Raw genomic sequence first — 26,513 nt, forward strand, 5'->3', positions numbered from 1 at the left:
AGGTCCGCTTTTCCAGGCTTTTGCAGCGGTTTGGAAGCAAATTTTACCGTTTGATAAAAAAATAAAGCGTGTTACCGTTCCGTCATCCTGAGAAAACATTGGGAGCCAAAAATGGGAACGACGCAATCTGGGATTCTCGGCGGGCGGCTGCCGCTTGCCGAGTACGAAGCCAATTTCTCCGACCTTCATGCGCCACTCGACAGGCACGAGGCGCTGGTCGCCGCGGACCGCTGTTATTTCTGTCATGACGCGCCCTGCATGACTGCCTGTCCCACCTCCATCGACATCCCGCTCTTCATTCGCCAGATCGCGACGGGCAATCCGATCGGCTCGGCGAAAACGATCTTCGACCAGAACATACTTGGTGGCATGTGCGCCCGCGTCTGTCCCACCGAAACGCTCTGCGAAGAGGCCTGCGTACGCAACACGGCCGAGGAGCGGCCGGTCGAAATCGGCCGCCTGCAGCGCTACGCGACCGACATCGCAATGCGGGAGAACAAGCAATTCTATACGCGCGCCGCTCGTTCCGGCCGCAGGGTCGCCGTCGTCGGCGCCGGGCCGGCGGGGCTCGCCTGCGCGCATCGGCTGGCCATAAAAGGCCACGACGTGGTGATCTACGACGCGCGCGAAAAATCCGGCGGCCTCAACGAATACGGCATCGCCGCCTATAAGGCGGTCGACGACTTCGCCCAGAAAGAGGTCGAATACGTGCTTTCGGTCGGCGGCATCGAGGTCAGCCACGGCAAGGCGCTCGGCCGCGACTTCTCCCTTGCCGATCTGGCGGAAGAATTCGATGCCGTCTTTCTCGGCCTCGGTCTTGCCGGTGTCAATGCACTGCGGATCGAAGGCGAGAATGCCGAAGGCGTCGAGGATGCCGTCGACTTCATTGCCGCACTTCGCCAGTCGAAGACAAAGGCCGACATTCCGGTCGGCCGGCGCGTCGTGGTTCTCGGCGGCGGCATGACTGCGATCGACGCGGCCGTCCAGGCGAAGCTGCTCGGCGCCGAGGAAGTGACGATCTGCTACCGCCGCGGCAAGGAGCACATGAACGCCTCGGAATTCGAACAGGATCTCGCGGCTTCCAAGGGCGTCACCATCCGCCACTGGCTGCAGCCGAAGCGCATCGCCGTCAAGGACGGCAAGGTCGCCGGCATCGAACTCGACTACACCACGCTAGAGAACGGTAGGCTGACGACGACCGGCGAGACCGGAATCATTGCCGCCGACCAGATCTTCAAGGCCATCGGCCAGACCTTCGAGGCCTCCGGCCTCGGTGCGCTACGCATGGAAAGCGGACGCATCGTCGTCGATGCGGAAGGGCGCACCTCGCTCGACAAGGTCTGGGCCGGCGGTGACTGCGTGCTCGGGGGCGAGGACCTCACCGTTTCCGCCGTCGCGATGGGACGCGATGCCGCCGGATCGATCGACCGGGCTTTCGCCGCGGCTCAGCCGCTGGCGAGCGCCGTTGCTTGAAAAGCAGAACAGGATCGAGAGGACGAGAACAATGGCTGATCTTCGCAACAATTTTGTCGGCATCAAATCCCCGAACCCGTTCTGGCTCGCCTCGGCGCCGCCGACGGACAAGGCCTACAACGTCGAGCGCGCCTTCAAGGCAGGCTGGGGCGGCGTCGTCTGGAAGACCCTGGGTGAGGAAGGACCGCCCGTTGTCAATGTCAACGGCCCGCGCTACGGCGCGATCTGGGGCGCCGACCGGCGGCTGCTGGGTTTCAACAATATCGAACTCATTACCGACCGCGATCTCTATGTGAACCTGCGCGAAATGAAGCAGGTGAAGATGAACTGGCCGGACCGCGCCCTGATCGCCTCGATCATGGTGCCTTGCGAGGAGAACGCCTGGAAGGCGATCCTGCCGCTGGTCGAGGAGACAGGCGCCGACGGCATCGAGCTCAATTTCGGCTGTCCGCACGGCATGTCCGAGCGCGGCATGGGCTCGGCGGTCGGCCAGGTGCCGGAATATATCGAGATGGTGGTGCGCTGGTGCAAGCAATATACGCGCATGCCGGTCATCACCAAGCTGACGCCGAACATCACGGACATCCGCAAGCCCGCCCGCGCTGCCAAGGCCGGCGGCACCGACGCGGTATCGCTGATCAACACGATCAACTCGATTACCGGGGTCAACCTCGACACTTTCTCGCCGGAGCCCTCGATCGACGGCCGCGGCAGCCATGGCGGTTATTGCGGCCCGGCGGTGAAGCCGATCGCGCTCAACATGGTGGCCGAGATCGCCCGTGATCCGGAGACCCACGGCCTGCCGATTTCCGGCATCGGTGGCGTGACCACCTGGCGGGATGCGGCGGAATTCATGGTGCTCGGGGCCGGCAACGTGCAGGTCTGCACGGCGGCGATGACCTATGGCTTCAAGATCGTCCAGGAGATGATTACGGGCCTCTCCGACTGGATGGACGCCAAGGGCCATCGCTCGCTCGACGACATCAGCGGCCGTGCCGTCCCGAACGTCACCGACTGGCAATATCTCAACCTCAACTATATCGCCAAGGCGAAGATCGATCAGGACGCCTGCATCAAATGCGGCCGCTGTCATATCGCCTGCGAGGACACTTCGCATCAGGCGATCACCCAATTCGTCAATGGCGTGCGTCATTTCGAGGTGATCGAGGAGGAATGCGTCGGCTGCAACCTCTGCGTCAATGTCTGCCCGGTGGAGAACTGCATCACCATGGAGCCGCTCGCGGCCGGCACGCTCGACCGGCGCACCGGGAAACCGGTCGACCCGAACTACGCCAACTGGACGACCCATCCGAACAACCCGATGGCCCGCCAGGCCGCCGAGTGAAGACATACGAGTGAGACGGAGGGCCGCCGGCATCGCCGGCGGCCCTCCCGCGTTTCTATCGCGTCAAAACTCTATCACCACCTTGCCGAACGGGCCGCGGTCGAGATGCGCGAGGGCCTCGGGGACCTCGGTGAACTTGTAACGGCTGTCGATGACGGGCTTCAGTCCAAGGCGATCGACGGCCCCGACCAGATCTTCGAGTGCTCTGCGGTGACCGACGCTGACACCCTGCACGACGGGAGACTTCAGGAGAAGCGGCCCGACCGGACCTGAGACCTCGAAGCCCTCGAGCACGCCGATCACCGAGATGCGCCCGTCCGGCGCGACTGCCTTCAGGGACTGGCCGAGCCCGGCGCCGCCGGCGATCTCCAGAATGTGGTCGGCCCCATGGTCCCCGGTCAGCGCATAGACGCGCTCCACCCAGTCCTCCTCCAGGCGATTTATGCCGTGATCGGCACCGAGCGCAAAAGCCCGATCGAGCTTTTCGCGACTGCTCGAGGTGACGATGACCTCGGCCCCGGTCGCCTTGGCGATTTGCAGCCCGAACAGCGCAACGCCGCCGGTGCCCTGCACGACGACACGGTCGCCCGCCCGCAAATGACCCTTTTCGACAAGAGCGAACCAGGCGGTCAGCCCCGCACAGGGCAAGGTACTCGCCTCCGCCGCGTCGAGGCTCTTCGGCGCCGCGACGAACCAGCCTTCAGGGAAAACCACATATTCCGACAGGACGCCCGGATGCGCCCCCCCGAGCGTCTGATAGGCAGGCGTCCGGCCGGTGCCGGGTCGTAAGCCGTCAAGCCAACCGGGGGCGAAGGTGGAGATCACGCGATCGCCCGGCTGGAAACGCGTCACGCTCTTGCCGACGGCCTCGACCACTCCGCTCATATCCGAGGCCGGCACGAAGGGGAAAGCGAGATCGAGCCCCATGCCGGTCTCCAGTACCAGCTTGTCGCGATAGTTGAGCGATACGGCAAGCGTTCGCACGAGTATATCGTGCTCGCCGACCTCCGGCACCGGCCGTTCGGCACGCTTGAGATTGTGGGGGCCCACCGTCTGCGTGCTCCATTCCTGCATCCATTTGGACATGCTCGTTCCTTTTCATCCGTTGCGGTGAAGCGAGCATACTGTTGAACATTCGTCTTCGGTTGCGATATGATTTCCCATCATTGGTTCCCAGGAGGACGCAATTCGTGGAGCGCTTCAACGGCATTTCAGTTTTCGTGGAAGTTGCCGATGCCGGCGGCTTTTCCGCCGCCGCCGCGCGGCTCAACCTTTCGCGCTCGGCCGTGGGCAAGACGGTATCCCGGCTCGAACGACGGCTCGGCGTGCGCCTCTTCCATCGCACCACACGGACGCAGAGTCTTACCGAAGAAGGGCAGCTCTTTTACGAGAGCTGCCAAAAAGCGCTGGGCGAAATCAGAACGGCCGAAGACCTCCTCGAATCCGGGAAGCGGGAGATTCGCGGCCGCCTGCGCATCTCGATGCCGGTCCTCTTCGGCCGCCAATGCGTGGCGCCGCTGCTTCGCGACCTGTTGCGGGCGCATCCCCGTCTGGAATTCGATCTCTCCTTCAACGACCGGGTCGTGGACCTTCTCGACGACGGCTTCGATCTCGCCATCCGCAACAGCCCGCTCGGCAACGGCGCCGGCCTGATGATGCGAACGGTGGCGGAACAGCGGATGACCGTCTGCGCCTCCCCTGCCTATCTTGAAACGCACGGCACGCCGAGAACGGTGGCCGAACTCGCAGCACATGAAGGCATCGTCTACGCCCGTGGAGGCGAGCCGCTATCCTGGTCCTTTCCGTCCGACGGCAAAGCGGCGGAAATCGTGCTGCCGCAAACGCGGCTGAGGCTCGATGATCTCGCCGCGATCGCCGATGCGGCTTCCGCCGGCCACGGCCTTGCCTGGCTGCCTTGCTGGCTTGTGCGCGAGCGCGTGCAGAAAGGCGAGCTTGTCCGCGTCCTCACCGCCCGTCCCGGGCTGATCTTCAAGGCGCATGCGGTCTGGCCGCGAACGCAGCACATGCTGCCGAAACTGCGGGTGGTGATCGACAAGCTCGCCGCAGGATTGCCGCGCATCATGGAGTAGCACGGCATGGGACATGCGCTCCGCGCAAGACCCGAAAAGCGAAACAATTCGTTTAGAAAACGTAAGTTGCCGGCATCGGTGATCTGGTTAATAAGGAGGACATTGACGCGAGCCTGTTTCGAGGCCGCCAGACCCAGGCAAGATTTGTTTGACGATCCTATCCGCCAGCACGCGCAAGAAGATGCACCTGATTTCAGGGGCTGTGCTCGGCGTCTTTGTGCTCCTCCATTTCTCGAACCATGCGCTCGGCCTGGTGTCGATCGGAGCCATGGAAACGGGCCGGCGGATCTTCACCTCGGTCTGGCAGAGCATCCCCGGAACGGCCCTCCTCTACGGCGCGTTGTTGCTGCATTTTCTGATGGCGCTCGACAGTCTCTACCGGCGGCAAACCTTCAGGATGCCTGTCGGCGAAGCCCTGAAGATCATCTTCGGCCTGAGCCTGCCCTTTCTGCTCATTCCTCACGTTGTCGCCGCCCGCGTGGAGCCGCTTCTTTCAGGTGTTTACCCCGACTACCCCGCAATCCTGCGCACGCTCTGGTCAAGCTCGTTCAACACCTATCGCCAGTCGCTTGCACTCATCGTCGTCTGGGGTCACGCCTGCCTTGGCGCCTGGTTCTGGATGCGCGGCCGCGCCTGGTTTCCGAAGTACGAAACGCTGCTCTATACCGTCGCCCTGCTGGTGCCGATCTTCGCACTGCTCGGCTTCGTCAACGGCGCCCGATCGCTGGAGCGCGACTACGCCGAACATGGCGGTTATGGCGACAGGGCCTATGCCAGCCAGGCACCTCGCGTCGACCCTGCCCTCCTCGATAGGATCAGGCTGGCATTCTATGGCGGCTTCGCAAGCCTGATCGGCGGCACCCTCGTTCTGCGCGCCCTGCCGGCGCGCGGCCGTATTCGCATTCGTTATCCGGACGGCCGGGTCGCTGCCGTCAGCCTCGGCTTCAGCGTTCTGGAGGCGAGTCGGGCGGCTGGAATCCCGCATGTGTCCGTCTGCGGCGGACGCGGCCGCTGCTCGACCTGTCGCGTGCGGATAACGCAGGGGCTCGAAGGCCAACCGACGCCGGAAGCCGCAGAACTCGCGACGCTGACCCGCATCGGCGCTCCCGAGAACGTACGCCTCGCCTGCCAGTTCCGACCCGTGCACAATGTGAGCGTCGTGCCCATCCTCGACACCGACAGCATCGGGATCAAGACGCAGCTTGCCCGCCAGAACGCCGGCGGACGCGAGCGCCGCGTCGCAGTGCTCTTCTGCGACCTGCGTGATTTCACCCGCATCGCCGAACACCGGCTGCCCTACGACACGGTCTTTCTGCTCAACCGCTACTTCGAGGTCGTCGGCGAAGCCGTCGAAAGTTCCGGTGGCGTCGTCGACAAGTTCATCGGCGACGGGGCGCTCGCGATCTTCGGACTGAAGGCCCCTCTGCCGGAAGCCTGCCGCCAGGCACTGTCGGCCGCCGCCCGGTTGTCGCAAGGAATCCGGGCGCTCAACCAGACTTTCGAAGGGGAGCTCGAGCAGCCGCTGAGGCTCGCCATCGGCCTCCACGCGGGGCCGGCGATCATCGGCGAAATGGGCTACGGCCAGGCAACCTCGCTCACGGTCGTCGGCGACACGATCAACACCGCGAGCCGACTGGAAGGCCTCGCGAAGGAGCACGACGTCGAGCTTGCCGTTTCGGCCGAACTGGTCGAGCGCGCGGGTTTAAGCTTCGAGGGCCACAGACGGCTCGAAATCAGCCTGCGGGGCCGCAAGGCAACGCTGGAAACCTGGATCGTCGGTGACGCCGCGCAGCTCTCCCGATCCCTGCCCACAGCCGGGTAGGCTACTCCCGCACCTGCAGCCCGTCGACGAACAGCCGCTCGAGAAAGCGCGCGGCGTCCTCGAAGCGCCCTTCGCCGGCATTCTCCTGGCCGAGCACGGCGCGCACCTGAACGTCGAAGTCGGCATAATGCTGCGTCGTCGACCAGATGGCGAAGATGAGGTGATAAGGGTCGCATTTTGCGATCTTGCCAGCCTTGGCCCAGCTGCGGATAACCTCGGCCTTCTCGTCCACCAATTGCTTCAGAGGACCCTTGAGCTCGTCCACGATACGCGGGGCGCCCTGCAGGACCTCGTTGGCGAACAGCCGGCTTTCGCGCGGGAAGTCGCGCGCCATTTCGAGCTTGCGCCGGATATAGCTGCGGATCTCGGCGACCGGGTTGCCCTCGGCATCGAACGCGCGCAGAGGATCGAGCCAGGTGTCGAGAACGCGGTCTATCAGCGCGCGATGCATCGCCTCTTTGGTGCGGAAATAATAGAGCAGGTTCGGCTTCGACATGCCCGCCACGTCAGCGATCTGATCGATCGTCGACCCGCGAAAGCCGTTTGCGGAAAACACCTCCAGCGCCGCCTCGAGGATCTGCTCCTCCTTCTCCTCCTGAATGCGCGTGCGCCTCTGGGTTCTAGCCGCTCTCGGAAGTACCATCTCGTCCCCTGTCTAAGCCCCCAGCGAAAGACGTCGGCACAATTTGCCCAATATTCGGACGCGCCGATTTCTTGAGCAGTAACTCCTGTTTTTTTCTTTTTCCGGCTTGAGTGCCGCCACGGAAGTTGTAATGTTTACCAACCGGTCAAATTATCAGTCAGATTGCCGACAAAGGCAACGCCTGATCGAAGGGCATCACAACAAGGCCCCGATTCGGCCGACGGGAACATGAGGGCTATCCCGGGGAGGGACTGGCCGACAATAGAGGAGAACGCCATGGCAGCACCTGGCGAGAATAGGCGCGTCAATGCCGACCGTCTATGGGATTCGTTGATGGAAATGGCGAAGATCGGCCCCGGCGTTGCCGGCGGCAACAACCGCCAGACCTTGACGGATGCGGACGGCGAAGGTCGCCGGCTTTTCCAGTCCTGGTGCGAAGAGGCGGGGCTCTCCATGGGTGTCGACAAGATGGGCACCATGTTCCTGACCCGAGCCGGTACGGATCCGGATGCGCTGCCCGTCCATATCGGCTCGCATCTCGACACACAGCCGACCGGCGGCAAGTTCGACGGGGTCCTCGGCGTCCTGAGCGGCCTCGAGGCCGTACGTACGATGAACGATCTCGGCATCAAGACGAAGCACCCGATCGTCGTGACCAACTGGACCAATGAGGAAGGCGCGCGCTTTGCGCCTGCCATGCTCGCATCCGGCGTCTTTGCCGGGGTCCACACCCTCGAATACGCCTATGCCCGCAAGGATCCCGAAGGAAAGAGCTTCGGCGACGAACTGAAGCGCATCGGCTGGCTTGGCGACGAAGAGGTCGGCGCGCGCAAGATGCACGCCTATTTCGAATACCACATCGAGCAGGGACCTATCCTCGAGGCCGAGAACAGGCAGATCGGCGTCGTCACGCACTGTCAGGGTCTTTGGTGGCTGGAGTTCACGCTGACCGGCAGGGAAGCACATACCGGCTCGACGCCGATGGACATGCGCGTCAATGCGGGCCTCGCAATGGCGCGGATCCTCGAAATGGTCCAGACCGTCGCCATGGAAAACCAGCCGGGCGCCGTCGGCGGCGTCGGCCAGATGTTCTTTTCGCCCAATTCGCGCAACGTCCTGCCGGGCCAAGTGGTGTTCACCGTCGACATCCGCTCGCCCGATCAGGCCAAACTGGACGGCATGCGCGCCCGGATCGAAGCCGAAGCGCCAAAAATCTGCGAGCGGCTCGGCGTCGGCTGTTCCATCGAGGCGGTCGGGCATTTCGATCCCGTCACCTTCGACCCCAAGCTGGTCGAGGCAGTACGCGGCGCCGCCGAGAAGCTCGGCTACAGCCACATGAATCTCGTTTCCGGCGCCGGACACGATGCCTGCTGGGCGGCAAAGGTCGCGCCGACCACGATGATCATGTGCCCCTGCGTCGGCGGGCTCAGCCATAACGAGGCGGAGGACATCTCCAGGGAATGGGCCGCGGCCGGCGCGGACGTCCTGTTCCACGCCGTGCTCGAGACGGCGGAGATCGTGGAATGAGTTTTGCGGGCGGGACGGTGGTTCCGCCCTTTTTCGTGGTGGCCTGAGCCGCCGAAGGCACCTTCCAGGGAAACGAACCAATGAGCACTGTCATCAAGGGTGGAACCATCGTCACGGCCGACCTGACCTACAAGGCCGATTTAAAGGTGGAAGGCGGCAAGATCGTCGAAATCGGACCGAATCTCTCCGGCGCCGAGACGCTCGACGCCACCGGCTGCTACGTGATGCCGGGCGGCATCGACCCGCATACGCATCTCGAAATGCCTTTCATGGGCACCTATTCCTCCGACGATTTCGAAAGCGGGACCCGCGCGGCACTCGCCGGCGGCACCACGATGGTCGTCGATTTCGCGCTCCCCTCGCCCGGCCAGTCGCTGCTTGAGGCGCTCACCATGTGGGACAACAAGTCGACGCGCGCCAACTGCGATTATTCCTTCCACATGGCGATCACCTGGTGGGGCGAGCAGGTCTTCGACGAGATGGAGACGATCGTAAAGGAAAAGGGCATCAACACCTTCAAGCACTTCATGGCCTACAAGGGCGCGCTGATGGTGGACGACGACGAGATGTTTTCCTCCTTCCAGCGCTGTGCGGCGCTCGGCGCGCTGCCGCTGGTCCACGCCGAAAACGGCGACGTGGTGGCGCAACTGCAGGCGAAGCTGCTGGCGGAAGGCAATAGCGGCCCGGAGGCACATGCCTATTCGCGGCCGGCGGAGGTCGAGGGAGAGGCCACCAACCGCGCGATCATGATCGCCGACATGGCCGGCTGTCCCGTCTACATCGTTCATACTTCGTGCGAACAGGCGCATGAAGCGATCCGGCGCGCCCGCGCCAAGGGCATGCGTGTCTTCGGCGAGCCCTTGATCCAGCACCTGACGCTCGATGAGAGCGAATATTTCGACAAGGACTGGGACCACGCCGCCCGCCGGGTTATGTCGCCGCCTTTCCGCAACAAGCTTCACCAGGACAGCCTCTGGGCGGGGCTTGCCTCCGGTTCGCTCCAGGTGGTCGCGACCGACCATTGCGCCTTCACGACCGAGCAGAAGCGCTTCGGCGTCGGCGATTTCACCAGAATCCCGAACGGCACCGGCGGACTGGAAGACCGCATGCCGATGCTCTGGACCTATGGTGTTGCGACCGGCCGCATCACCATGAACGAATTCGTGGCGGTAACCTCCACCAATATCGCCAAGATCCTGAATATCTATCCCAGGAAGGGCGCGATCCTCGTCGGCGCCGATGCGGACCTCGTCGTCTGGGACCCCAAGCGCTCCAAGACGATTTCGGCGAAGACGCAGCAATCGGCGATCGATTACAACGTCTTCGAGGGCAAGACGGTCACCGGTCTTCCGCGTTTCACGCTGACGCGCGGCGTGGTTTCGATCGAGGACGGAACCGTGAAGACCCGGGAGGGCCACGGCGAATTCGTCCGGCGTGATCCCTTCCCGGCGGTCAGCACCGCGCTTTCCACCTGGAAGGAAGTGACGGCGCCACGGGCGGTGCAGCGCAGCGGCATTCCCGCAAGCGGCGTCTGAGAGATGCCGCAACCTTATCGCATGCGAGAAACGGCGATCGCGCTGATGACTTTTCCCGGAATTGATCTAGGCGGGCACGAGCCCGTCGAGCTCGGGCAGCAGCACGACGCTCTCGTTTCCTTTCGGATCCGTCCGGGCGATCACCGCCGTGCAAGGGGCGTGCGAGAGGTTCGCCGGCAGGTGCGGCACGCCGGCGGGAATGTAGAGCATATCTCCGGCCCTGGTGATCACGTGTTCTTCGAGCCGCTCGCCGAACCAGGTATGCGCTTCGCCGGAGAGCACGTAGATCGCCGTTTCATGGGTCTCGTGAAGATGCGCCTTGGCGCGCGCACCGGGCGGCATGGTCACGAGATGCATGCAGATGCCGGTGGAGCCGACCGTTTCCGCGGCGATACCCTCGAAATAATCGAGCCCCTGCTTGCCGGCAAAGGCACCGCCCGGGCGAACCACGCGACAGCCAGGATTGGGTGATCGAGACATGACCGTCCTCCAGAATACGCTGAAAAACCAGCAGCAGGCGACCTCGCCGGCAAATCCGCCATTGCATGTTGCGGGTCCGGATAGCAGTCTGACACAGGCAGTCGATAATGAGAATCCGTCCATGACACCCAATCCCGCCTCCGTGGTCTCGGCCCGGAACCTCGGTTTGACGTTCGAGACCAGCGACGGTCCGGTCAATGCACTCACCGGCGTGAATCTCGACGTGGTCAAGGGCGACTTCGTCTCCTTCATCGGCCCATCCGGCTGCGGCAAGACGACGTTTCTGCGCGTCATCGCCGATCTCGAAAAGGCGACGGCCGGCACCATTTCCGTCAACGGCATGACGCCGGAGGAGGCCCGCCGGCAGCGCGCCTATGGCTATGTCTTCCAGGCGGCCGCCCTTTATCCCTGGCGTACGATCGAAAAAAACATCGCGCTGCCGCTGGAGATCATGGGCTACTCCAGCGAGGACCGGAAGGCGCGGATCGAGCGGACGCTGGAACTCGTCAACCTCTCGGGCTTCGGAAAGAAATATCCCTGGCAGCTTTCCGGCGGCATGCAGCAGCGCGCGTCGATTGCCCGGGCGCTGGCCTTCGATGCCGATCTCCTGCTGATGGACGAGCCCTTCGGGGCGCTCGACGAGATCGTCCGCGACCATTTGAACGAACAACTCCTCAAACTCTGGGCGCGCACCAACAAGACCATCTGTTTCGTCACCCACTCCATTCCGGAGGCGGTCTACCTCTCGACCAAGATCATCGTCATGAGCCCCCGCCCGGGCCGCGTCACGGACGTGATCGAATCGACGCTGCCGAGGGAACGGCCGCTCGGCATTCGGGAAACGCCGGAATTCCTCGAGATCGCGCATCGCGTGCGCGAGGGCTTGAGAGCGGGGCACAGCTATGACGAGTAGCCGCCGGGCGGAGATGACCCCTCCCCAACCCCTCCCCACAAGGGGGAGAGGCTCAGCGGCGTGTGCCGCAACCGGTGCGGCAGGGTCGTCCTTCCCCCTTGTGGGGTGGGTGGTCAGCGAAGCGAACCGGGAGGGGTTTTCGGCACATTCGAACATCGACCCGAAGACCAGACAACGCGCGAAGAAGCTGCGCACGGAAATGACCAAAGCCGAAGCGGCGATGCGGAACATGCTGCGCGACCTGCGTCCGACGACTGGCGGGAGGGCGTGACCATGCGCAAGGAGAGCTTCCTTAAGGACAAACTGCTTCCCGTCTCCACGGTCGTTTTCCTGTTGATCGCCGGCTGGTACGTCGCAGCGGTTTTCCTGAACGCACCTTTCGAAAGAGATACCGCCGCGCGTGCCGGCACCGAAATCGGCTTTTCCGAAATCCTCCGCAATACCATGGCCCAGGAACGCCCGGTGCTGCCCGCTCCGCATCAGGTGATCGCCGAAATCTGGGATACGACTGCCAATAAGGCCATCACCTCGAAGCGCAGCCTCGTCTATCATGCCTGGATCACGCTTTCGGCCACTTTGCTCGGCTTCGGCATCGGCACGGTGCTCGGCGTGCTGCTGGCTGTCGGTATCGTCCACAACCGCGCAATGGACCGATCGCTCATGCCCTGGGTGATCGCCAGTCAGACGATCCCGATCCTGGCGATCGCGCCGATGATCATCGTCGTGCTCAACGCCATCGGGATTTCCGGCCTGCTTCCGAAGGCGCTGATTTCCACCTATCTTTCGTTCTTCCCGGTGGTCGTCGGCATGGTCAAGGGACTGCGCAGCCCCGAAACGATCCAGCTCGACCTGATGCACACCTATAACGCCTCGCCCGCCCAGACCTTCTGGAAGCTGCGCTGGCCCTCGTCCATGCCCTATCTCTTCACCTCGCTGAAGGTTGCCGTCGCGATCTCGCTCGTCGGCGCCATCGTCGGCGAGCTGCCGACCGGCGCAGTTGCCGGGCTCGGCGCACGCCTGCTCGCCGGGTCCTATTACGGACAGACCGTGCAGATCTGGGCGGCGCTGTTCATGGCTGCGGCCCTCGCCGCGGTCCTCGTCATGATCGTCGGCCTGGCGCATACGGCCGTCCTGAAGCGCATGGGGGCAAAACCATGAGTATTGCCGCTCTCGCCGGCGCCGTCCTCTTCTGGCTCGCCGCCTGGGCCTTCAACGAATGGCTGGTCCGGCAGCAGTTCGCAAGCGACGCCGCAAACAACGCGGCACGACTTGCCGTGCCTCTCCTCTTCGGCATCACCATACTCGTCCTCTGGGAAGGCATAGTCCGCGGCTTCGCCGTCCCATCGGTGCTGTTGCCGGCGCCGTCGATGATCTGGCAGCGGCTGATCAACTCGCTGCCGACACTCGCGGCCGATTTCCGGCAGACCTTCCTGAAGTCCGTGCTGACCGGCTACGCGCTCGGCTGCGGCCTCGGCTTCGTCGTCGCAATCCTCATCGACCGTTCGCCCTTCCTGCAGAAAGGGCTGCTGCCGCTCGGCAATTTCGTCTCCGCCCTCCCCGTCATCGGCGTGGCCCCGATCATGGTCATGTGGTTCGGCTTCGACTGGCAGTCGAAAGTGGCGGTCGTCGTCATCATGACCTTCTTCCCGATGCTGGTGAACACGGTTTCGGGCCTTGCAGCCGCCAGCCACATGGAGCGCGATCTGATGCGCACCTATGCCGCATCCTGGTGGCAGACACTCGTCAAGCTCCGCTTGCCGGCCGCCTGGCCTTTTATTTTCAACGCTCTCAAGATTAACTCCACGCTGGCGCTGATCGGCGCGATCGTGGCCGAATTCTTCGGAACGCCCATTGTCGGCATGGGTTTCCGGATCTCCACGGAAGTGGGCCGCATGAACGTCGACATGGTCTGGGCCGAAATCGCCGTAGCGGCGGTGGCTGGCTCCGTCTTCTACGGGGTGGTCGCGCTCATCGAGCGCGCGGTCACGTTCTGGCATCCGTCCATCCGCAGTGGGCGAGCCTAGAGCACTTCCAGGAAAAGTGTGTAACGGTTTTCCGTCCGGAAGTGCGTTGGACCAAAGGTTTGGAGCATTTCAGTGTTTCATGAACATTGAAATGCTCCAGGGCACTTCCGGGAAAATGCGTAATGGCCTTCCCGGCCGAAATGCGTAGTTTCAAAGTGTTAGAACGACAAGGCAACGATAAGAGGGAACTGAAATGAACAAGAAACTTGGAATTCTGCTGGCAGCGAGCGTCTTTTCGCTTGCCGCTTTCCACGCCAATGCCGCCGAAAAGGTCACGCTGCAGCTGAAGTGGGTGACCCAGGCGCAGTTCGCCGGCTACTACGTGGCGAAGGACAAGGGCTTTTACGAGGAAGAGGGCCTCGACGTCGAAATCAAGCCCGGCGGACCGGATATTGCTCCGGCGCAGGTGATCGCCGGCGGCGGCGCCGACGTCATCGTCGACTGGATGCCATCCGCCCTCGCCACGCGCGAAAAGGGCGTGCCGCTCGTCAATATCGCCCAGCCCTTCAAGACATCGGGGATGATGCTCACCTGTCTGAAGGAATCCGGAGTGAAGGGTCCCGAAGACTTCAAGGGCAAGACCCTCGGCGTTTGGTTCTTCGGCAACGAATATCCGTTCCTCTCCTGGATGTCGCATCTGAAGATCCCGACGGATGGCGGGCCGGACGGCGTGACCGTGCTGAAGCAGGGGTTCAACGTCGATCCGCTGATTCAGAAGCAGGCCGCCTGCATCTCCACCATGACCTACAACGAGTACTGGCAGGTCATCGATGCCGGCATCAAGCCGGAGGATCTGGTCACCTTCAAATACGAGGACCAGGGCGTCGCCACGCTCGAAGACGGCCTCTACGTGCTCGAGGACAAGCTCAAGGACGAGGCCTTCAAGGACAAGATGGTGAAGTTCGTCCGCGCCTCGATGAAGGGCTGGAAATATGCCGAGGAGAATCCGGACGAGGCGGCCGATATCGTGCTCGAGAACGACTCGACCGGCGCGCAGACGGAAAAGCACCAGAAGCGCATGATGGGCGAAGTCGCCAAGCTGACTGCAGGATCCAGCGGGGCGCTCGACGAGGCGGATTACAAGCGCACCGTCCAGTCGCTGCTGGCCGGCGGCTCCGACCCGGTCATTTCCAAAGAGCCGGAAGGCGCCTGGACCCACGAGATCACGGACGCGGCGCTGAAATAAGGCGCCGCATGACGTTCAGGAGCGCGTGGGTCTCACCGCGCGCTCCTTATGCGGAGGTGTGCCGCTTGCCGCGAACTCGCACCCGTGGTCAAAGGTCGCAGCGTTACTCCTCGGAGAAGCGCACCGACCAGCGCCCGCCCGCGCCACAAAGGCTCGATTCCAATGGCTTAGCGTGGCGGGTCCGCTGTCGAACGGCGAAAATCGCTCACCACGCTGTGGTTGTTAAGACTACCTTCAGGTTGCACCCGTATTGCATCCGAAGACGCATGACAGTAGAAATAGTGAGGCACCATTGCTTCGCCGCTCTTGTAAGCATTTGCTCCGGCGACTACATAGGCCGGAACGTTTGACTGGAGGGCAAGCGAATGGAGGAATCTTTATTTCTTTAGGATTGCCCATCAGGGAATTTTCTTCCCATCCGGTGCCTGTGGCTTGAAACCGCTGCCCGGGCAGCGATTCAAAATGCTGCAGCGGTCCTTGCGCGTCCGAAAAGAGACGCGCGGCGCTGTAGGTGAAATAGCGTGAATGCGGCCGGATATTCGCCCCTGCGCGGGCGTGATCGGGCATGTGTGCTTCAGCTTCGGGAAAACAGGCCTATGGCTCAGAAACTCCTGCCTCTCATCGGCGCTTGTGCAGCGATGCTCCTGTCCGCGCTTGTGAGCGCTTCGGCCGAAGAGGCCGTCAAGCCGCCGCAAAAACAGGCGCCGCCATCCATCGTCGTGACCGAAGCGACGAAGCGTGCGATCACCGACCGCGTCATCGCCACCGGTTCCATCGAGGCGGTGGAGGAGATCTATGTCTCTCCCCTGGTGGATGGCCTCGCCATACGGTCGCTCAATGTCGACGTCGGTGACCGGGTGGAAAAAGGCAGCACGCTGGCCACCCTCAACGAGGACGCCCTGCTTCTGCAAAGAAGTCAGCTCGAAGCCAACCTCGCAAAGACCGAGGCATCGCTCGCCCAGTTGCACGCCCAGCTTGCCGAAGTGACGGCCAATTCGGAAGAGGCGACGCGCGTCGCGAACCGTGCTGTGCAGCTGTCGGAAAACGGTACGGTCTCGACTGCCGAGGCCGACCGCTTGAAAGCGCTTGCCGCAGCGGGCCGCGCACGCGTCCGCTCGGCGGAGCAGTCGGTGAGCGTCGCAACGGCAGATATCAAGGTAGTGCAGGCCCAGATAGACGACGTCGACCTGCGTCTTGCACGGACCGCCGTGAAGGCGCCGGTCAGCGGCGTCGTCTCGCGAAAGAACGCCAAGATCGGTGCGATCGCCAGCGGCAGCGGCGAGCCGCTGTTCGCGATCATTCGCGACGGCGAAATCGAGATGTGGGCCGATGTCGCCGAGTCCGATGTGATCAAGCTTGCCGTGGGGCAGACCGCAACAGTCAAGCTTGCCGGCAGCACCACCACGATCGAGGGGAAGATCCGCCTGATCGCCCCTACGGTCGACCCGCAGACGCGCCTCGGCACGGTGCGTATCAGCCTGACCGACGCATCCAAGGCGCGCGCGGGCATGTATGCCAGCGCCGTGATCGTGGCGGAGCAGAAGGAGACGGTGGTTTTGCCGCAAACGGCCGTTACATCGGAAGACGGCAAGTCCATCGTCCGCAAGGTAGCAGACGGCGTCGTGCGCCTGGTACCTGTCGAAACGGGCATCCAGGACGGACAATTCATCGAGATACTCTCCGGCATCGAACCGGGTGAACAGGCGGTGGCGAAGGCCGGTGCCTATGTGCGCGATGGCGACCGCATCAATCCGGTCGAATCCGCCGAGCCGGCAACCAACTGACGGGAATATGAGACCATGAATTTCTCCGCCTGGTCTATCCGCAATCCGGTCGCGCCCATCCTGGCGTTTTTCGTGCTCGTGGTGCTCGGGTGGCAGTCGTTCAATTCGCTGCCCATCACCCGCTTCCCGAACATCGACGTGCCGATCGTTTCGATCGCCGTCACGCAGAGCGGTGCGGCGCCCGCCGAACTGGAAACCCAGGTCACCAAGGAGATCGAGGACGCGGTCGCCGGCGTCTCCGGCGTCGACCATATCGAGTCGACGATCACCGACGGCATTTCGACGACCGCCGTCATCTTCCGCATGGAAGTCCCGACGACGCAGGCCGTGCAGGATGTCAAGGATGCCATCGACCGCATCCGCAGCGATCTGCCGACCTCGATCGAAGAGCCGATCGTTTCCAAGGTCGACGTGGAAGGCCAGGCGATCCAGACATTTTCTGTCTCGTCGCCGGGCATGACGCTGGAAGAGCTCTCCTGGTTCGTCGACGACACGATCAAGCGCGCCATCCAGGGCCAGACCGGCATCGGCCGTGTCGACCGTTACGGCGGCTCCGACCGCGAAGTCCGGGTCGAGCTCGACGAGGACCGCCTGAATTCCTTTGGCATCAGCGCCGCCGACGTCAACGCCCAGCTTCGCCGGATGAACATGGACCTCGGTTCCGGCCGCGGCCAGGTGGGCGGCAGCGAACAGGCGATCCGCACATTGGGCGACACGCGCGACGTAACGGCGCTGGCGAGTACGATGATCTCGCTGCCGAACGGCCGCTTCGTCCGTCTGTCGGAACTCGGCAATGTTATCGACACCTATGAGGAGCCGAAGTCGTTCTCCCGCTTCAACGGGCAGCCGGGCGTCACCTTCGCCGTGTTCCGCGCCAAGGGGGCGAGCGAAGTCTCGGTCGCGGAAACCGTCGGCAAGACGCTCGATGAAATCCGGGCAAAGCACCCGGACGTCTCCATCGAGATGGTGGACGATTCGGTCTACTTCACCTACGGCAATTACGAGGCGGCGATTCATACGCTGATCGAGGGCGCGCTGCTCGCCGTCATCGTCGTGATGCTGTTCCTGCGCAATTGGCGAGCGACCTTGATTTCAGCGGTCGCACTGCCGCTCTCGGCGATCCCCACCTTCTGGGTGATGGAACTGCTCGGTTTCTCGCTGAACCTCGTCAGCTTCCTGGCGATGACGCTCGCGACGGGTATTCTCGTCGACGATGCGATCGTGGAGATCGAGAACATCGAGCGTCATATCCGGATGGGCAAGTCGCCTTACCGGGCAGCGATCGAGGCTGCGGACGAGATCGGCCTTGCGGTGATCGCCACCACCTTCACGATCATCGCCGTCTTCGTGCCCGTATCCTTCATGCCGGGCATTCCGGGACAGTACTTCATCCAGTTCGGCCTGACGGTCGCCGTCTCGGTGTTCTTCTCGCTCCTGGTCGCCCGCCTGATTACGCCGGTCATGGCGGCCTATCTGATGAAGCCTTCGGATGCCGGCGGGCATCATGATGATGAAGGCTTCATGATGCGCCAGTACACGCGCCTCGTACGCTTCACCACGAAACGCTGGTACACGCGCTACTCCACGCTGCTCGTCGCCATCCTGCTCTCGGTCGGTTCGGTGGTCGCGCTGCTCGTCTTCGTCCCGGGCAGCTTCCTGCCGCCGGAAGACAGCTCGCGCGTAAGCCTGTCGATCGAACTGCCGCCGGACGCAATGCTCGCGGATACGGACCGGACCACCACCGAGATCTACAATCGCGTCAAGGATATCGACGGCGTGGAAAACGTCTTCGTGCTCGGCGGCGCCTCGCCCAAGGGCGACCTCGAGCTGCGACGCGCTGCCGTCACGGTGCTGCTCGAGAAGCTCGATCATTCGCTGATCAACAAGGTCGTCAACGACGTGATCGGCCGCACTCCGCTGATCGGCGAATACCTGCCGAAGCTGCCCCCGGCCGGGCGGATCAAGCCGCAATCCGAGATCGAGAGGGAAATCTTCGCCCGATTGCGATCGATTCCCGATGTCCGCGTCACCAAGCTCAACGATCGCGGCGAACGTGACCTGTCGTTCAACCTGCTTTCCAACAACGAGGAGGATCTCGACAAGGCGGTCGCCACCCTGGAAGCGGATCTGCGCCGAGACCCGCTGCTTGCCAACGTCAGCCCCGAGGGGGCGCTGCCCCGACCGGAACTGCAGATCCGGCCCCGCGACGACCAGATGTCGCGCCTTGGCATTACGACGGCGCAGATCTCCGAGGTGATCCGCATCGCCACGATCGGCGATATCGACGCGCAGTTGGCGAAGATCGCGCTCGATGGGCGCCTGATCCCGATCCGGGTGCAGCTCGACCGTGATTTTCGCACAGACCTGGCGGCGATCCGCAACCTGAAGGTCCAGACGGCATCCGGAGCGACCGTGCCGCTGTCGAGCGTCGCGGACATCAACTATGCGGAAGGGCCGAGTTCGATCAAGCGCTACGACCGCTACCGCGTCGTCAAGCTCGGCGCCGATCTGCCCGCCGGCGTGGCGCTCGACACGGCATCGGCCCGCTTCAGGGAAATCGCCGCCGACGCCGATCTGCCTGCGACGGTCCAGTTCCTCGAAAGCGGCGACGCCGAGGTGCAGGCCGAGATGCAGGAGAGCTTCGGCAACGCCATGCTGCTGGGTCTGATGATGGTTCTGGTCGTGCTCATCCTCCTGTTCAAGGATGTGATACAGCCTTTCACCATCCTGTTCTCGCTGCCGCTCGCGATCGGCGGCGTGGCAGCCGCCTTGATCCTCACCCAGAACGCGCTGTCCATGCCGGTGCTGATCGGTATCCTGATGCTGATGGGCATCGTCACCAAGAACGCCATCCTGCTCGTCGACTTCGGTATCGAGATGATGCATCACGGCATGGACCGGACGCTTGCCATGATCGAGGCGGGACGGAAGCGCGCCCGTCCGATCGTCATGACCTCGATCGCCATGTCCGCGGGCATGCTGCCCTCGGCGCTGGGCGTCGGCGAAGGCGGTTCCTTCCGTGCACCGATGGCGATCGCCGTCATCGGCGGCATTATCGTCTCGACGGTCCTGAGCCTCGTCGTGGTTCCGTCCTTCTTCCTGATCATGGACGACCTGTCGCGTCTCCTCGCCTGGGCTTTCGGCCGCTTCATCGGCAAGAAGGACGAGGAAGAACCGCCGCTCGACCAGGAGGCGCTGAGCAAGCTTGCCGCCGAACAGGGCAGCACGATCGAGAGCCTCGAAGAGCGCATCAAGGCGCTGGAAGACGAGAAGCGCCGCAAGTCCGACGGCAAGGTCATCAGCCATCCGGCGCTGGCCGCGGAATAGGACGAGAGCTGCGCGGGGGTGCTCTCCTCAGAGTCCCCCGTGCACCGTCAGGAATTCGACGATCCGCTCCACCCCGTCGCCGCGTTTCATATCCGAAAACACGAACGGCTTTTCGGCTCGCATCCGTGCCGCATCGCGTTCCATGACCCTGAGGTCGGCACCGACGTAAGGGGCGAGATCCTTCTTGTTGATCACCAGCAGATCGGACCTGGTGATCCCCGGCCCGCCCTTGCGCGGAATTTCCTCGCCCTGGCAGACCGAGATCACATAGATCGTAAGATCAGCGAGATCGGGCGAGAAGGTCGCTGCCAGATTGTCCCCTCCCGACTCGATGAAGACGACATCGAGATCGGGAATGCGGCGGTTGAGATCGGCAATCGCCTGAAGATTGATCGACGCATCCTCGCGGATCGCCGTATGGGGGCATCCGCCCGTCTCGACCCCGACGATCCGCTCCGAAGGCAAGGCCTGCATACGCACCAGCGCTTCGGCATCTTCCTTGGTGTAGATGTCGTTAGTGACCACCGCGACGGAATATTTCTCCCGCATGGCCTTGCAGAGCTTGTCGGTTAGTGCCGTCTTTCCGGACCCGACCGGGCCGCCGATACCGATGCGCAGAGGACCGTTTTTCGATGGCATCTCTTCTATCCTTTCGAAGTCCGTCCGTCGTTCCGTTAAGTGCGGAACAATCGTGAATGCAAGATCTCGTGTCGCAGCGAGGCAATGTCGGCGATGATCGTCGCGGCGCCAAGATCATCGAGCGAGGAGCGCGCGGCGCGCGCTGCCGCCGCCCCTATCGTCTCCTCCATACGCGCAAGCATGCCGACCCCGTCGCGCTGGCCGGTAACGCCGCAGCGGATGGCCACCGACACCGCGTTCGATATGATGGCGTTGAGGAAGGCGGCGAGCGCCGCTTCGAGGCCGGTACAGTGCGCTCCGGCGACCGCGCCGACCGCCACCGGATAGGCGGCTCTCCCGCCGGGGAATTTAAGCGCCGCGTGCGGCCAGTGGCCGGCGGCGGCCAGGAACGCCTCGCCGAGGAGCATGGTTTCCATGTGCCGCTCGCGCGATCCGGCAAGCGCCTCGGCCAGTTCCGATGCCGCAATCAACCGCGCGGCATCGTCAAATGCACGGTAACCTTCCGCCAGAAGCAGCGCGTCGTTCCACGTCGTGCCGTGATCCAGGAGCGTTTCGCACCAGAGCCGCAAATCGTCCGCACCGGTGACAAGCCCGTCATGAATCGCTTGCTCCAGACCGCCGGAATAGGAGAAGGAGCCGACCGGAAAGGCGGGCGAGAGCCAGGTGACGAGACGCAGGAGCGACTGCGTATCGGCATTCTCAGCCATGACGGTGGTGATCGCCGTGACCGTGCTGGTGATAGGCGCCGTGCAGGGGATGGAACGGTTCGATCACGTCATCGACGGTGGCGCCCAGGCCCTCAAGCATGGCGCGAATGACCGGGTCGCGGGCTATCAGAATCCGCCCCTCTTCCACCGCCGCCGGCAGGTGCCGGTTGCCGAGATGCCAGGCAAGCTCTATCAGATGCAGCGCGTTTCGCGCGCGGATGTCGTAAAGCGCCTCCGCTGCCGCCTTCACCTCTATATGGCCGCCTCCCTCGAGCACCAGGAGATCGCCATCGGCGAGCATCACGGGCTCCTTGAGATCCAGCATCACCACATCGTCGTTTTCGAGGTGCAGGAGCTTGCGGCGCAGATGGCGCTGCTCATGCGTCAGGGTCAGGCGATGGAGCGGCGTCCTCTCGCCCGGACCGGGCGAACGAACTTCGGTCGAGCGATAGGGCACGTCAGACCACCTCGATCTTTTCCGGATGCACGATCTCGACGCGGGCGCTCGCCAGCAGGCTTGCCGCCGCCGTCTGAAAGGCCTTCAGATGTGGTTCGGCGAAATGGGCATCGATAGCGGCCCTGTCCTTCCATGTTTCCACGAACACCAGCGCATCGGGATCCGTGGGCTTGCGATAGAGCTCATAGCTGACGCAACCGGCCTCTTTCAGCGTCGCCTGGATCAGCGGCTTCGTCAGCGCCACGATCTCGTCGCCCTTGCCCGCATGCGCCGTCAGATATGCAATGATGTAAACCATGAATTTCTGCATTCCCGTTGCCGGTGAAAGAGGAAACGTGAACGGTTCTCGCCCCCACATCCGCTTCCTCTTGGAAGTCTTCACTGTAGCAAGAAAAAGCCCCGGCACCAGCAAGAAGGAGAAAATCGCGTGGATTTTCAGGAACCTGCTTGCGGCAGCCGGGGCTTTATCGATTCGGTAGAATCGGGATCAGGCGGCGAGCTTCTTGGATTTCAGCGCCGCGAGAATGTTCTGCGGCGAGGAGACACCGTAGGGATCGCTGTCGCAATTGTCGGAGTAGCCTTCCTCTTCGAACCACTGCTCGACAACGCCGTTGTTGACGACGGCGGCATAGCGCCAGGAGCGCATTCCGAAGCCGAGATTGTCCTTGGCGACGAGCATGCCCATCTTGCGGGTGAACTCGCCCGAACCGTCCGGAATGAGCTTGACGTTCTCGAGGCCCTGCGATTTGCCCCAGGCGTTCATCACGAAGGCGTCGTTGACGGAGACGCAGTAGATCTCGTCGATCCCGAGACCCCGGAATTCGGAGGTGAGCTTTTCGAAGTCCGGCAACTGGTAGGTCGAGCAGGTCGGGGTGAAAGCACCCGGCAGCGAAAACAGCACGACGCGCTTGCCGGCGAAGTAGTCGTCCGAGGTAACGTCCTGCCAGCGGAACGGATTGGAACCGCCGACGGACTCGTCGCGGACGCGGGTGCGGAAGGTTACAGCGGGAACTTTTCTGCCGAGCATCATCATCTCCTAAGAACTGGCTGCCGGCGGCGCAGTCTTGGGAGGACAGACGCACCGGCGAAATCGAGTGCCCTTCCTAACGAAATTTCCGCTGCAGTGCAGCATCAAAGCGACGGTTCGAGGCCTCCCGCATGGCAGCCATGCGGCCGATGCATGGCTGTTCGGCTCAGAACAGGAAATAGCGCTGCGCCATCGGCAGCACCGTCGCCGGCTCGCAGGTCAGGAGCTCGCCGTCGGCGCGGACCTCGTAGGTTTCCGGGTCTACCTCGATATGCGGCGTCAGGCTGTTGTGGATCATCGACGCCTTGCCGATGCCGCCGCGGGTGTTCTGGACGGCGACCAGCTCCTTGGCGACGCCGAGCCTGCCGGCAAGCCCGGCATCGAGCGACGCCTGCGAGACGAAGGTGACCGAGGAGTTGGTCCGGCTCTTTCCATAGGCGCCGAACATCGGCCGGTAGTGGACCGGCTGCGGCGTGGGGATGGAGGCGTTCGGGTCGCCCATGGGGGCTGCTGCGATCGTGCCGCCGAGGAGCACCATGTCGGGTTTCACGCCGAAGAAGGCCGGATTCCAGAGGACCAGATCGGCGCGCTTGCCGACCTCGAGCGAGCCGATCTCGTGGCTGAGACCGTGGGCGATCGCCGGGTTGATCGTGTATTTGGCGATATAGCGCTTGACGCGGAAATTGTCGTTGTCGCCGGTCTCCTCCTGGAGCCGTCCGCGCTGGCGCTTCATCTTGTCGGCGGTCTGCCAGGTGCGGATCGCCACCTCGCCGACGCGCCCCATCGCCTGGCTGTCGGAGGAAATGATCGAGAAGGCGCCGATATCGTGGAGGATATCCTCCGCTGCGATCGTCTCCTTGCGGATACGGCTTTCGGCGAAGGCGATGTCTTCCGGAATGGTGGGCGACAGGTGATGGCAGACCATCAGCATGTCGAGATGTTCCGCAAGCGTGTTCACCGTATAGGGCCGCGTCGGATTGGTGGAGGACGGGATGACGTTCGGCTGGCCGCAGATCCTGATGATATCGGGCGCATGCCCACCGCCGGCGCCTTCCGTGTGATAGGCATGGATCGTCCGGCCCTTGATCGCCGCAATCGTATCCTCGACGAATCCGCTTTCGTTGAGGGTGTCGGTGTGGATCATAACCTGCACGTCGTATTCATCGGCCACGGAGAGGCAGCAGTCGATGGCGGCCGGCGTCGTGCCCCAATCCTCGTGCAGCTTCAGCGAAGTCGCGCCGCCGAGTACCATTTCAACGAGCGCTCCAGGCAGCGACGCGTTGCCCTTGCCCGCAAAGGCGAGATTCATCGGAAACGCATCGGCCGCTTCGATCATGCGGGCGATGTGCCAGGGTCCGGGCGTGCAGGTCGTGGCGAGCGTACCGTGCGCCGGTCCCGTCCCGCCGCCGAGCATGCATGTCAGGCCGCTCATCAGCGCCTCTTCGATCTGCTGCGGGCAGATGAAGTGTATATGGCTATCCATGCCCCCGGCCGTGACGATCTTGCCCTCGCCGGCGATAACCTCCGTACCCGGACCGACGATAATGGTGACGCCCGGCTGCGTGTCCGGATTGCCGGCCTTGCCGATTGCCGCGATCCGCCCGTCCTTCAGCCCGATATCCGCCTTCACGATTCCCCAATGATCGAGGATCAGCGCATTGGTGATCACCGTGTCGACCGCGCCGCCTTCGCGCGTCACCTGGCTCTGGCCCATGCCGTCGCGGATGACCTTGCCGCCCCCGAACTTCACCTCCTCGCCATGCGTGGTGAAGTCCTTTTCGACCTCGATGAAGAGCTCGGTGTCGGCGAGGCGCACCTTGTCGCCTACGGTCGGACCGAACATGTTGGCATAGGCCGCGCGCGACATTCTGTAGGACATGGTTCAGGCTCCCTGAGGCAAATCTGAAGAGACAAATGGATGAAGCCTGCGAAGCCGCCCTTGCGCTGCGAGCGCATCGACATAGCGGCGCTCGGCGGCAAACGGGTGCCACTGCCAGCCGATATGGCCGAAGCCGGCAAGCACCACATCGTCGCCGGCTGCGGCAAAGCTCGACACGATGTCGGAAATGACCACCAAGCCGCTCGACGGCGCGACATAAGGCGACGGCGCGAAGCGGGCGAGATCGCGCTCAAGCCGGTCATGCGTCTCGGCCGCGATGACCCGGTGCTTGCGTGCCGTAGCCCGCGCGAAGCTCTCGAAGCCGGCCGTATAGTCGTCGCAGAAATCGTCGAGATCCGGATGTGTCTCGGCAAGTGCTGCCCGCATCGCGGCGAACCTGGCTCCGGCGCGGACGCTCCATAGCTCGCGTGCCTGCCGGACCGGCTCGCTCGTCTTCCAGCGCCCGCCGGCAAGCATTGACAGTGCCGGGCGGCCGGTGTTGCAGACGGCGATGATATCGGTCCTGCTGCCGCCCTTCCCGACCGAGCGGCAATCGTTGAAACGGATCACCAGATCGGCTGCATCGATCGTCGCGGCAGCGCCCTCGGGCACGTCACCATTGCCAACGATCATGATGACGCGGCCGCTTTGCAATGATCAATTCTCCGAAGATTCCATGAGTTTCTTGAGCTCGGCCGTGCGCTTGCGTGTCAGCTCTGCGAGGCAACCGGAGACCAGCATGGGCTCCATCGAGCCCCCCCTCGCCTCGAACCCGGCGAGTTCGCATTGGCCGTCGCGATAGCCGATCCAGGCGCGCTGGGCTTTTTTCAGTGCCTCGAGCGCTCCGACGTAAGCCGCGTCGATGCCGCCAAGCTCCTTGTCGGTCGCCTGCATGGCCGCGACCGCAAGGCGGTAGGTCTTGTTCAGCTCCGCATCCGCCGCCCGGTAGTCCTGATCGGCGCATATGTTGAGATCCATCTGGGTCACGGCCTTCCCGCAATCCGGCTCGGGCTGTTGCGCATAGGCGGAAGCCGTGCAGCACAACAACAGGCTCAAAGCAGGAGCGGCCCCTCTCATAGCTTCCCCATGACCTGCTGGCGGAAGCCGAAAACCTCGCGCTTTCCCGAAAGCGGGATGAGCGTCACCTGCCGTGTCTGTCCAGGCTCGAAGCGGACGGCCGTACCCGCAGGGATGTCGAGCCGCTTGCCGCGCGCGGCGTCACGGTCGAAGATCAGGCCCGGATTAGTCTCGGCGAAATGATAATGGCTGCCGACCTGCACCGGTCGGTCCCCGGAGTTGGCAACCTCGATGCTGACGGTTTCGAGGCCCGCATTCAACTCGATCTCACCGGCGGCGGCGATAATCTCACCTGGAATCATGCTCGTTCCCCTCAGACGGCTCGTTCGGGCGCACAGCCTTCGGGCTTCAGGACGCGCTCCGTCGATGCCGGATATTTCTTCAGCATTGCCACAGGCCGCACCGGGCGCCGGACCAGTTCGCCTCCGCAATTCGGGCAAGTCCCGCCAAGCTTCGTTTCCGCACAGCCGGCGCAAAAAGTACACTCGAAGGTGCAGATCATCGCATGGTCGCTATCGGGTGGCAGGTCTCGATTGCAGCATTCGCAGTTTGGACGCAGGCTGAGCATGGTGCCTCCT

At 63.3% G+C, this 26,513-nt stretch carries 25 protein-coding genes; 12 read left to right on the forward strand and 13 right to left on the reverse strand.

Going from position 1 to position 26,513, the window contains the following annotated elements; all coding sequences use genetic code 11:
• Positions 1–111: 111 nt before the first annotated feature.
• Together ACFHWW_RS30270 and preA are read left to right on the forward strand one after the other, a co-directional pair.
• Positions 112–1,473, forward strand: a complete 1,362-nt coding sequence (locus ACFHWW_RS30270) for an NAD(P)-dependent oxidoreductase (RefSeq protein ID WP_379942934.1) — start codon at positions 112–114, stop codon at positions 1,471–1,473.
• A 31-nt stretch (positions 1,474–1,504) separates the two neighbouring features.
• A complete protein-coding gene (gene preA, locus ACFHWW_RS30275) occupies positions 1,505–2,818 on the forward strand; it encodes an NAD-dependent dihydropyrimidine dehydrogenase subunit PreA (RefSeq protein ID WP_026168674.1) in 1,314 nt (437 codons plus the stop codon).
• Between the two features lie 63 nt (positions 2,819–2,881).
• On the opposite strand, the gene ACFHWW_RS30280 is transcribed toward preA, so the two are convergent.
• Positions 2,882–3,904: an NAD(P)-dependent alcohol dehydrogenase gene (locus ACFHWW_RS30280; RefSeq protein WP_379942936.1), complete on the reverse strand. Its 1,023-nt coding sequence runs from the start codon at positions 3,902–3,904 to the stop codon at positions 2,882–2,884.
• A 104-nt stretch (positions 3,905–4,008) separates the two neighbouring features.
• On the opposite strand from ACFHWW_RS30280, the gene ACFHWW_RS30285 reads away from it, so the two are divergent.
• Positions 4,009–4,908: a LysR substrate-binding domain-containing protein gene (locus tag ACFHWW_RS30285; RefSeq protein ID WP_379942938.1), complete on the forward strand. Its 900-nt coding sequence runs from the start codon at positions 4,009–4,011 to the stop codon at positions 4,906–4,908.
• 148 nt (positions 4,909–5,056) lie between these two features.
• Positions 5,057–6,730, forward strand: a complete 1,674-nt coding sequence (gene cyaC / locus ACFHWW_RS30290; protein WP_379942940.1) for an adenylate cyclase CyaC — start codon at positions 5,057–5,059, stop codon at positions 6,728–6,730.
• Position 6,731: 1 nt separating this feature from the next.
• Here cyaC and rutR read toward each other — a convergent pair whose 3' ends face one another.
• Positions 6,732–7,373 (reverse strand): HTH-type transcriptional regulator RutR, encoded by a 642-nt coding sequence (gene rutR, locus ACFHWW_RS30295; RefSeq protein WP_003525590.1) that lies wholly within the window; start codon positions 7,371–7,373, stop codon positions 6,732–6,734.
• Between the two features lie 276 nt (positions 7,374–7,649).
• On the opposite strand from rutR, the gene ACFHWW_RS30300 reads away from it, so the two are divergent.
• Together ACFHWW_RS30300 and hydA are read left to right on the forward strand one after the other, a co-directional pair.
• Positions 7,650–8,900, forward strand: coding sequence for a Zn-dependent hydrolase (locus ACFHWW_RS30300; protein WP_379942942.1), 1,251 nt, complete (start codon positions 7,650–7,652; stop codon positions 8,898–8,900).
• Positions 8,901–8,980: 80 nt separating this feature from the next.
• Complete coding sequence (hydA, locus tag ACFHWW_RS30305) at positions 8,981–10,435, forward strand: dihydropyrimidinase (protein ID WP_018095739.1); 1,455 nt, start codon at positions 8,981–8,983, stop codon at positions 10,433–10,435.
• Between the two features lie 66 nt (positions 10,436–10,501).
• On the opposite strand, the gene ACFHWW_RS30310 is transcribed toward hydA, so the two are convergent.
• Positions 10,502–10,915 carry a cupin domain-containing protein gene (locus tag ACFHWW_RS30310; protein WP_018095740.1) on the reverse strand — a complete coding sequence of 138 codons (414 nt, stop codon included), beginning with the start codon at positions 10,913–10,915 and terminating at the stop codon, positions 10,502–10,504.
• 121 nt (positions 10,916–11,036) lie between these two features.
• On the opposite strand from ACFHWW_RS30310, the gene ACFHWW_RS30315 reads away from it, so the two are divergent.
• The 6 genes from ACFHWW_RS30315 to ACFHWW_RS30340 all read left to right on the forward strand — a co-directional run bounded on the left by ACFHWW_RS30315 (position 11,037) and on the right by ACFHWW_RS30340 (position 20,149).
• The gene (locus ACFHWW_RS30315; RefSeq protein WP_379942991.1) at positions 11,037–11,828 is read left to right on the forward strand and encodes an ABC transporter ATP-binding protein; all 792 of its coding nucleotides are present in this window, start codon (positions 11,037–11,039) and stop codon (positions 11,826–11,828) included.
• Between the two features lie 273 nt (positions 11,829–12,101).
• Positions 12,102–12,986, forward strand: a complete 885-nt coding sequence (locus ACFHWW_RS30320; protein WP_379942944.1) for an ABC transporter permease — start codon at positions 12,102–12,104, stop codon at positions 12,984–12,986.
• Positions 12,983–13,852: an ABC transporter permease gene (locus ACFHWW_RS30325; RefSeq protein ID WP_379942946.1), complete on the forward strand. Its 870-nt coding sequence runs from the start codon at positions 12,983–12,985 to the stop codon at positions 13,850–13,852. The genes ACFHWW_RS30320 and ACFHWW_RS30325 overlap by 4 nt, the downstream gene beginning before the upstream one ends.
• 193 nt (positions 13,853–14,045) lie before the next feature.
• Complete coding sequence (locus tag ACFHWW_RS30330; RefSeq protein WP_100671896.1) at positions 14,046–15,038, forward strand: ABC transporter substrate-binding protein; 993 nt, start codon at positions 14,046–14,048, stop codon at positions 15,036–15,038.
• A gap of 596 nt (positions 15,039–15,634) precedes the next feature.
• Positions 15,635–16,822: an efflux RND transporter periplasmic adaptor subunit gene (locus tag ACFHWW_RS30335; protein ID WP_379942948.1), complete on the forward strand. Its 1,188-nt coding sequence runs from the start codon at positions 15,635–15,637 to the stop codon at positions 16,820–16,822.
• Between the two features lie 15 nt (positions 16,823–16,837).
• Positions 16,838–20,149, forward strand: coding sequence for an efflux RND transporter permease subunit (locus ACFHWW_RS30340; protein ID WP_275597501.1), 3,312 nt, complete (start codon positions 16,838–16,840; stop codon positions 20,147–20,149).
• Between the two features lie 27 nt (positions 20,150–20,176).
• Here ACFHWW_RS30340 and ureG read toward each other — a convergent pair whose 3' ends face one another.
• The 10 genes from ureG to ACFHWW_RS30390 all read right to left on the reverse strand — a co-directional run bounded on the left by ureG (position 20,177) and on the right by ACFHWW_RS30390 (position 26,503).
• Positions 20,177–20,788, reverse strand: coding sequence for an urease accessory protein UreG (gene ureG / locus ACFHWW_RS30345; RefSeq protein WP_379942951.1), 612 nt, complete (start codon positions 20,786–20,788; stop codon positions 20,177–20,179).
• 35 nt (positions 20,789–20,823) lie between these two features.
• The gene (locus ACFHWW_RS30350) at positions 20,824–21,495 is read right to left on the reverse strand and encodes an urease accessory protein UreF (RefSeq protein ID WP_379942953.1); all 672 of its coding nucleotides are present in this window, start codon (positions 21,493–21,495) and stop codon (positions 20,824–20,826) included.
• Complete coding sequence (gene ureE / locus ACFHWW_RS30355; protein WP_379942955.1) at positions 21,488–21,952, reverse strand: urease accessory protein UreE; 465 nt, start codon at positions 21,950–21,952, stop codon at positions 21,488–21,490. The genes ACFHWW_RS30350 and ureE overlap by 8 nt, the downstream gene beginning before the upstream one ends.
• Position 21,953: 1 nt before the next feature.
• The gene (locus ACFHWW_RS30360) at positions 21,954–22,310 is read right to left on the reverse strand and encodes a putative quinol monooxygenase (RefSeq protein WP_379942957.1); all 357 of its coding nucleotides are present in this window, start codon (positions 22,308–22,310) and stop codon (positions 21,954–21,956) included.
• Positions 22,311–22,439: 129 nt separating this feature from the next.
• Positions 22,440–22,979 (reverse strand): peroxiredoxin, encoded by a 540-nt coding sequence (locus tag ACFHWW_RS30365; RefSeq protein ID WP_100671901.1) that lies wholly within the window; start codon positions 22,977–22,979, stop codon positions 22,440–22,442.
• A gap of 166 nt (positions 22,980–23,145) precedes the next feature.
• On the reverse strand, positions 23,146–24,858 hold the full coding sequence (ureC, locus tag ACFHWW_RS30370; RefSeq protein ID WP_324762179.1) for an urease subunit alpha: 1,713 nt from the start codon (positions 24,856–24,858) through the stop codon (positions 23,146–23,148).
• Between the two features lie 3 nt (positions 24,859–24,861).
• Positions 24,862–25,512, reverse strand: coding sequence for a hypothetical protein (locus tag ACFHWW_RS30375; protein WP_018095753.1), 651 nt, complete (start codon positions 25,510–25,512; stop codon positions 24,862–24,864).
• Positions 25,513–25,515: 3 nt separating this feature from the next.
• On the reverse strand, positions 25,516–25,935 hold the full coding sequence (locus ACFHWW_RS30380) for a lysozyme inhibitor LprI family protein (RefSeq protein ID WP_379942960.1): 420 nt from the start codon (positions 25,933–25,935) through the stop codon (positions 25,516–25,518).
• The gene (locus tag ACFHWW_RS30385; RefSeq protein WP_003525615.1) at positions 25,932–26,237 is read right to left on the reverse strand and encodes an urease subunit beta; all 306 of its coding nucleotides are present in this window, start codon (positions 26,235–26,237) and stop codon (positions 25,932–25,934) included. Before ACFHWW_RS30385 ends, ACFHWW_RS30380 begins: the two co-directional genes overlap by 4 nt.
• Before the next feature lie 11 nt (positions 26,238–26,248).
• Entirely contained in the window at positions 26,249–26,503 is a 255-nt protein-coding gene (locus ACFHWW_RS30390) for a DUF1272 domain-containing protein (RefSeq protein ID WP_100671905.1), read from the reverse strand.
• Positions 26,504–26,513 lie beyond the last annotated feature (10 nt).

The organism is Sinorhizobium sp. P24N7 (assembly GCF_042436655.1).
GTDB lineage: Bacteria > Pseudomonadota > Alphaproteobacteria > Rhizobiales > Rhizobiaceae > Sinorhizobium > Sinorhizobium meliloti_A.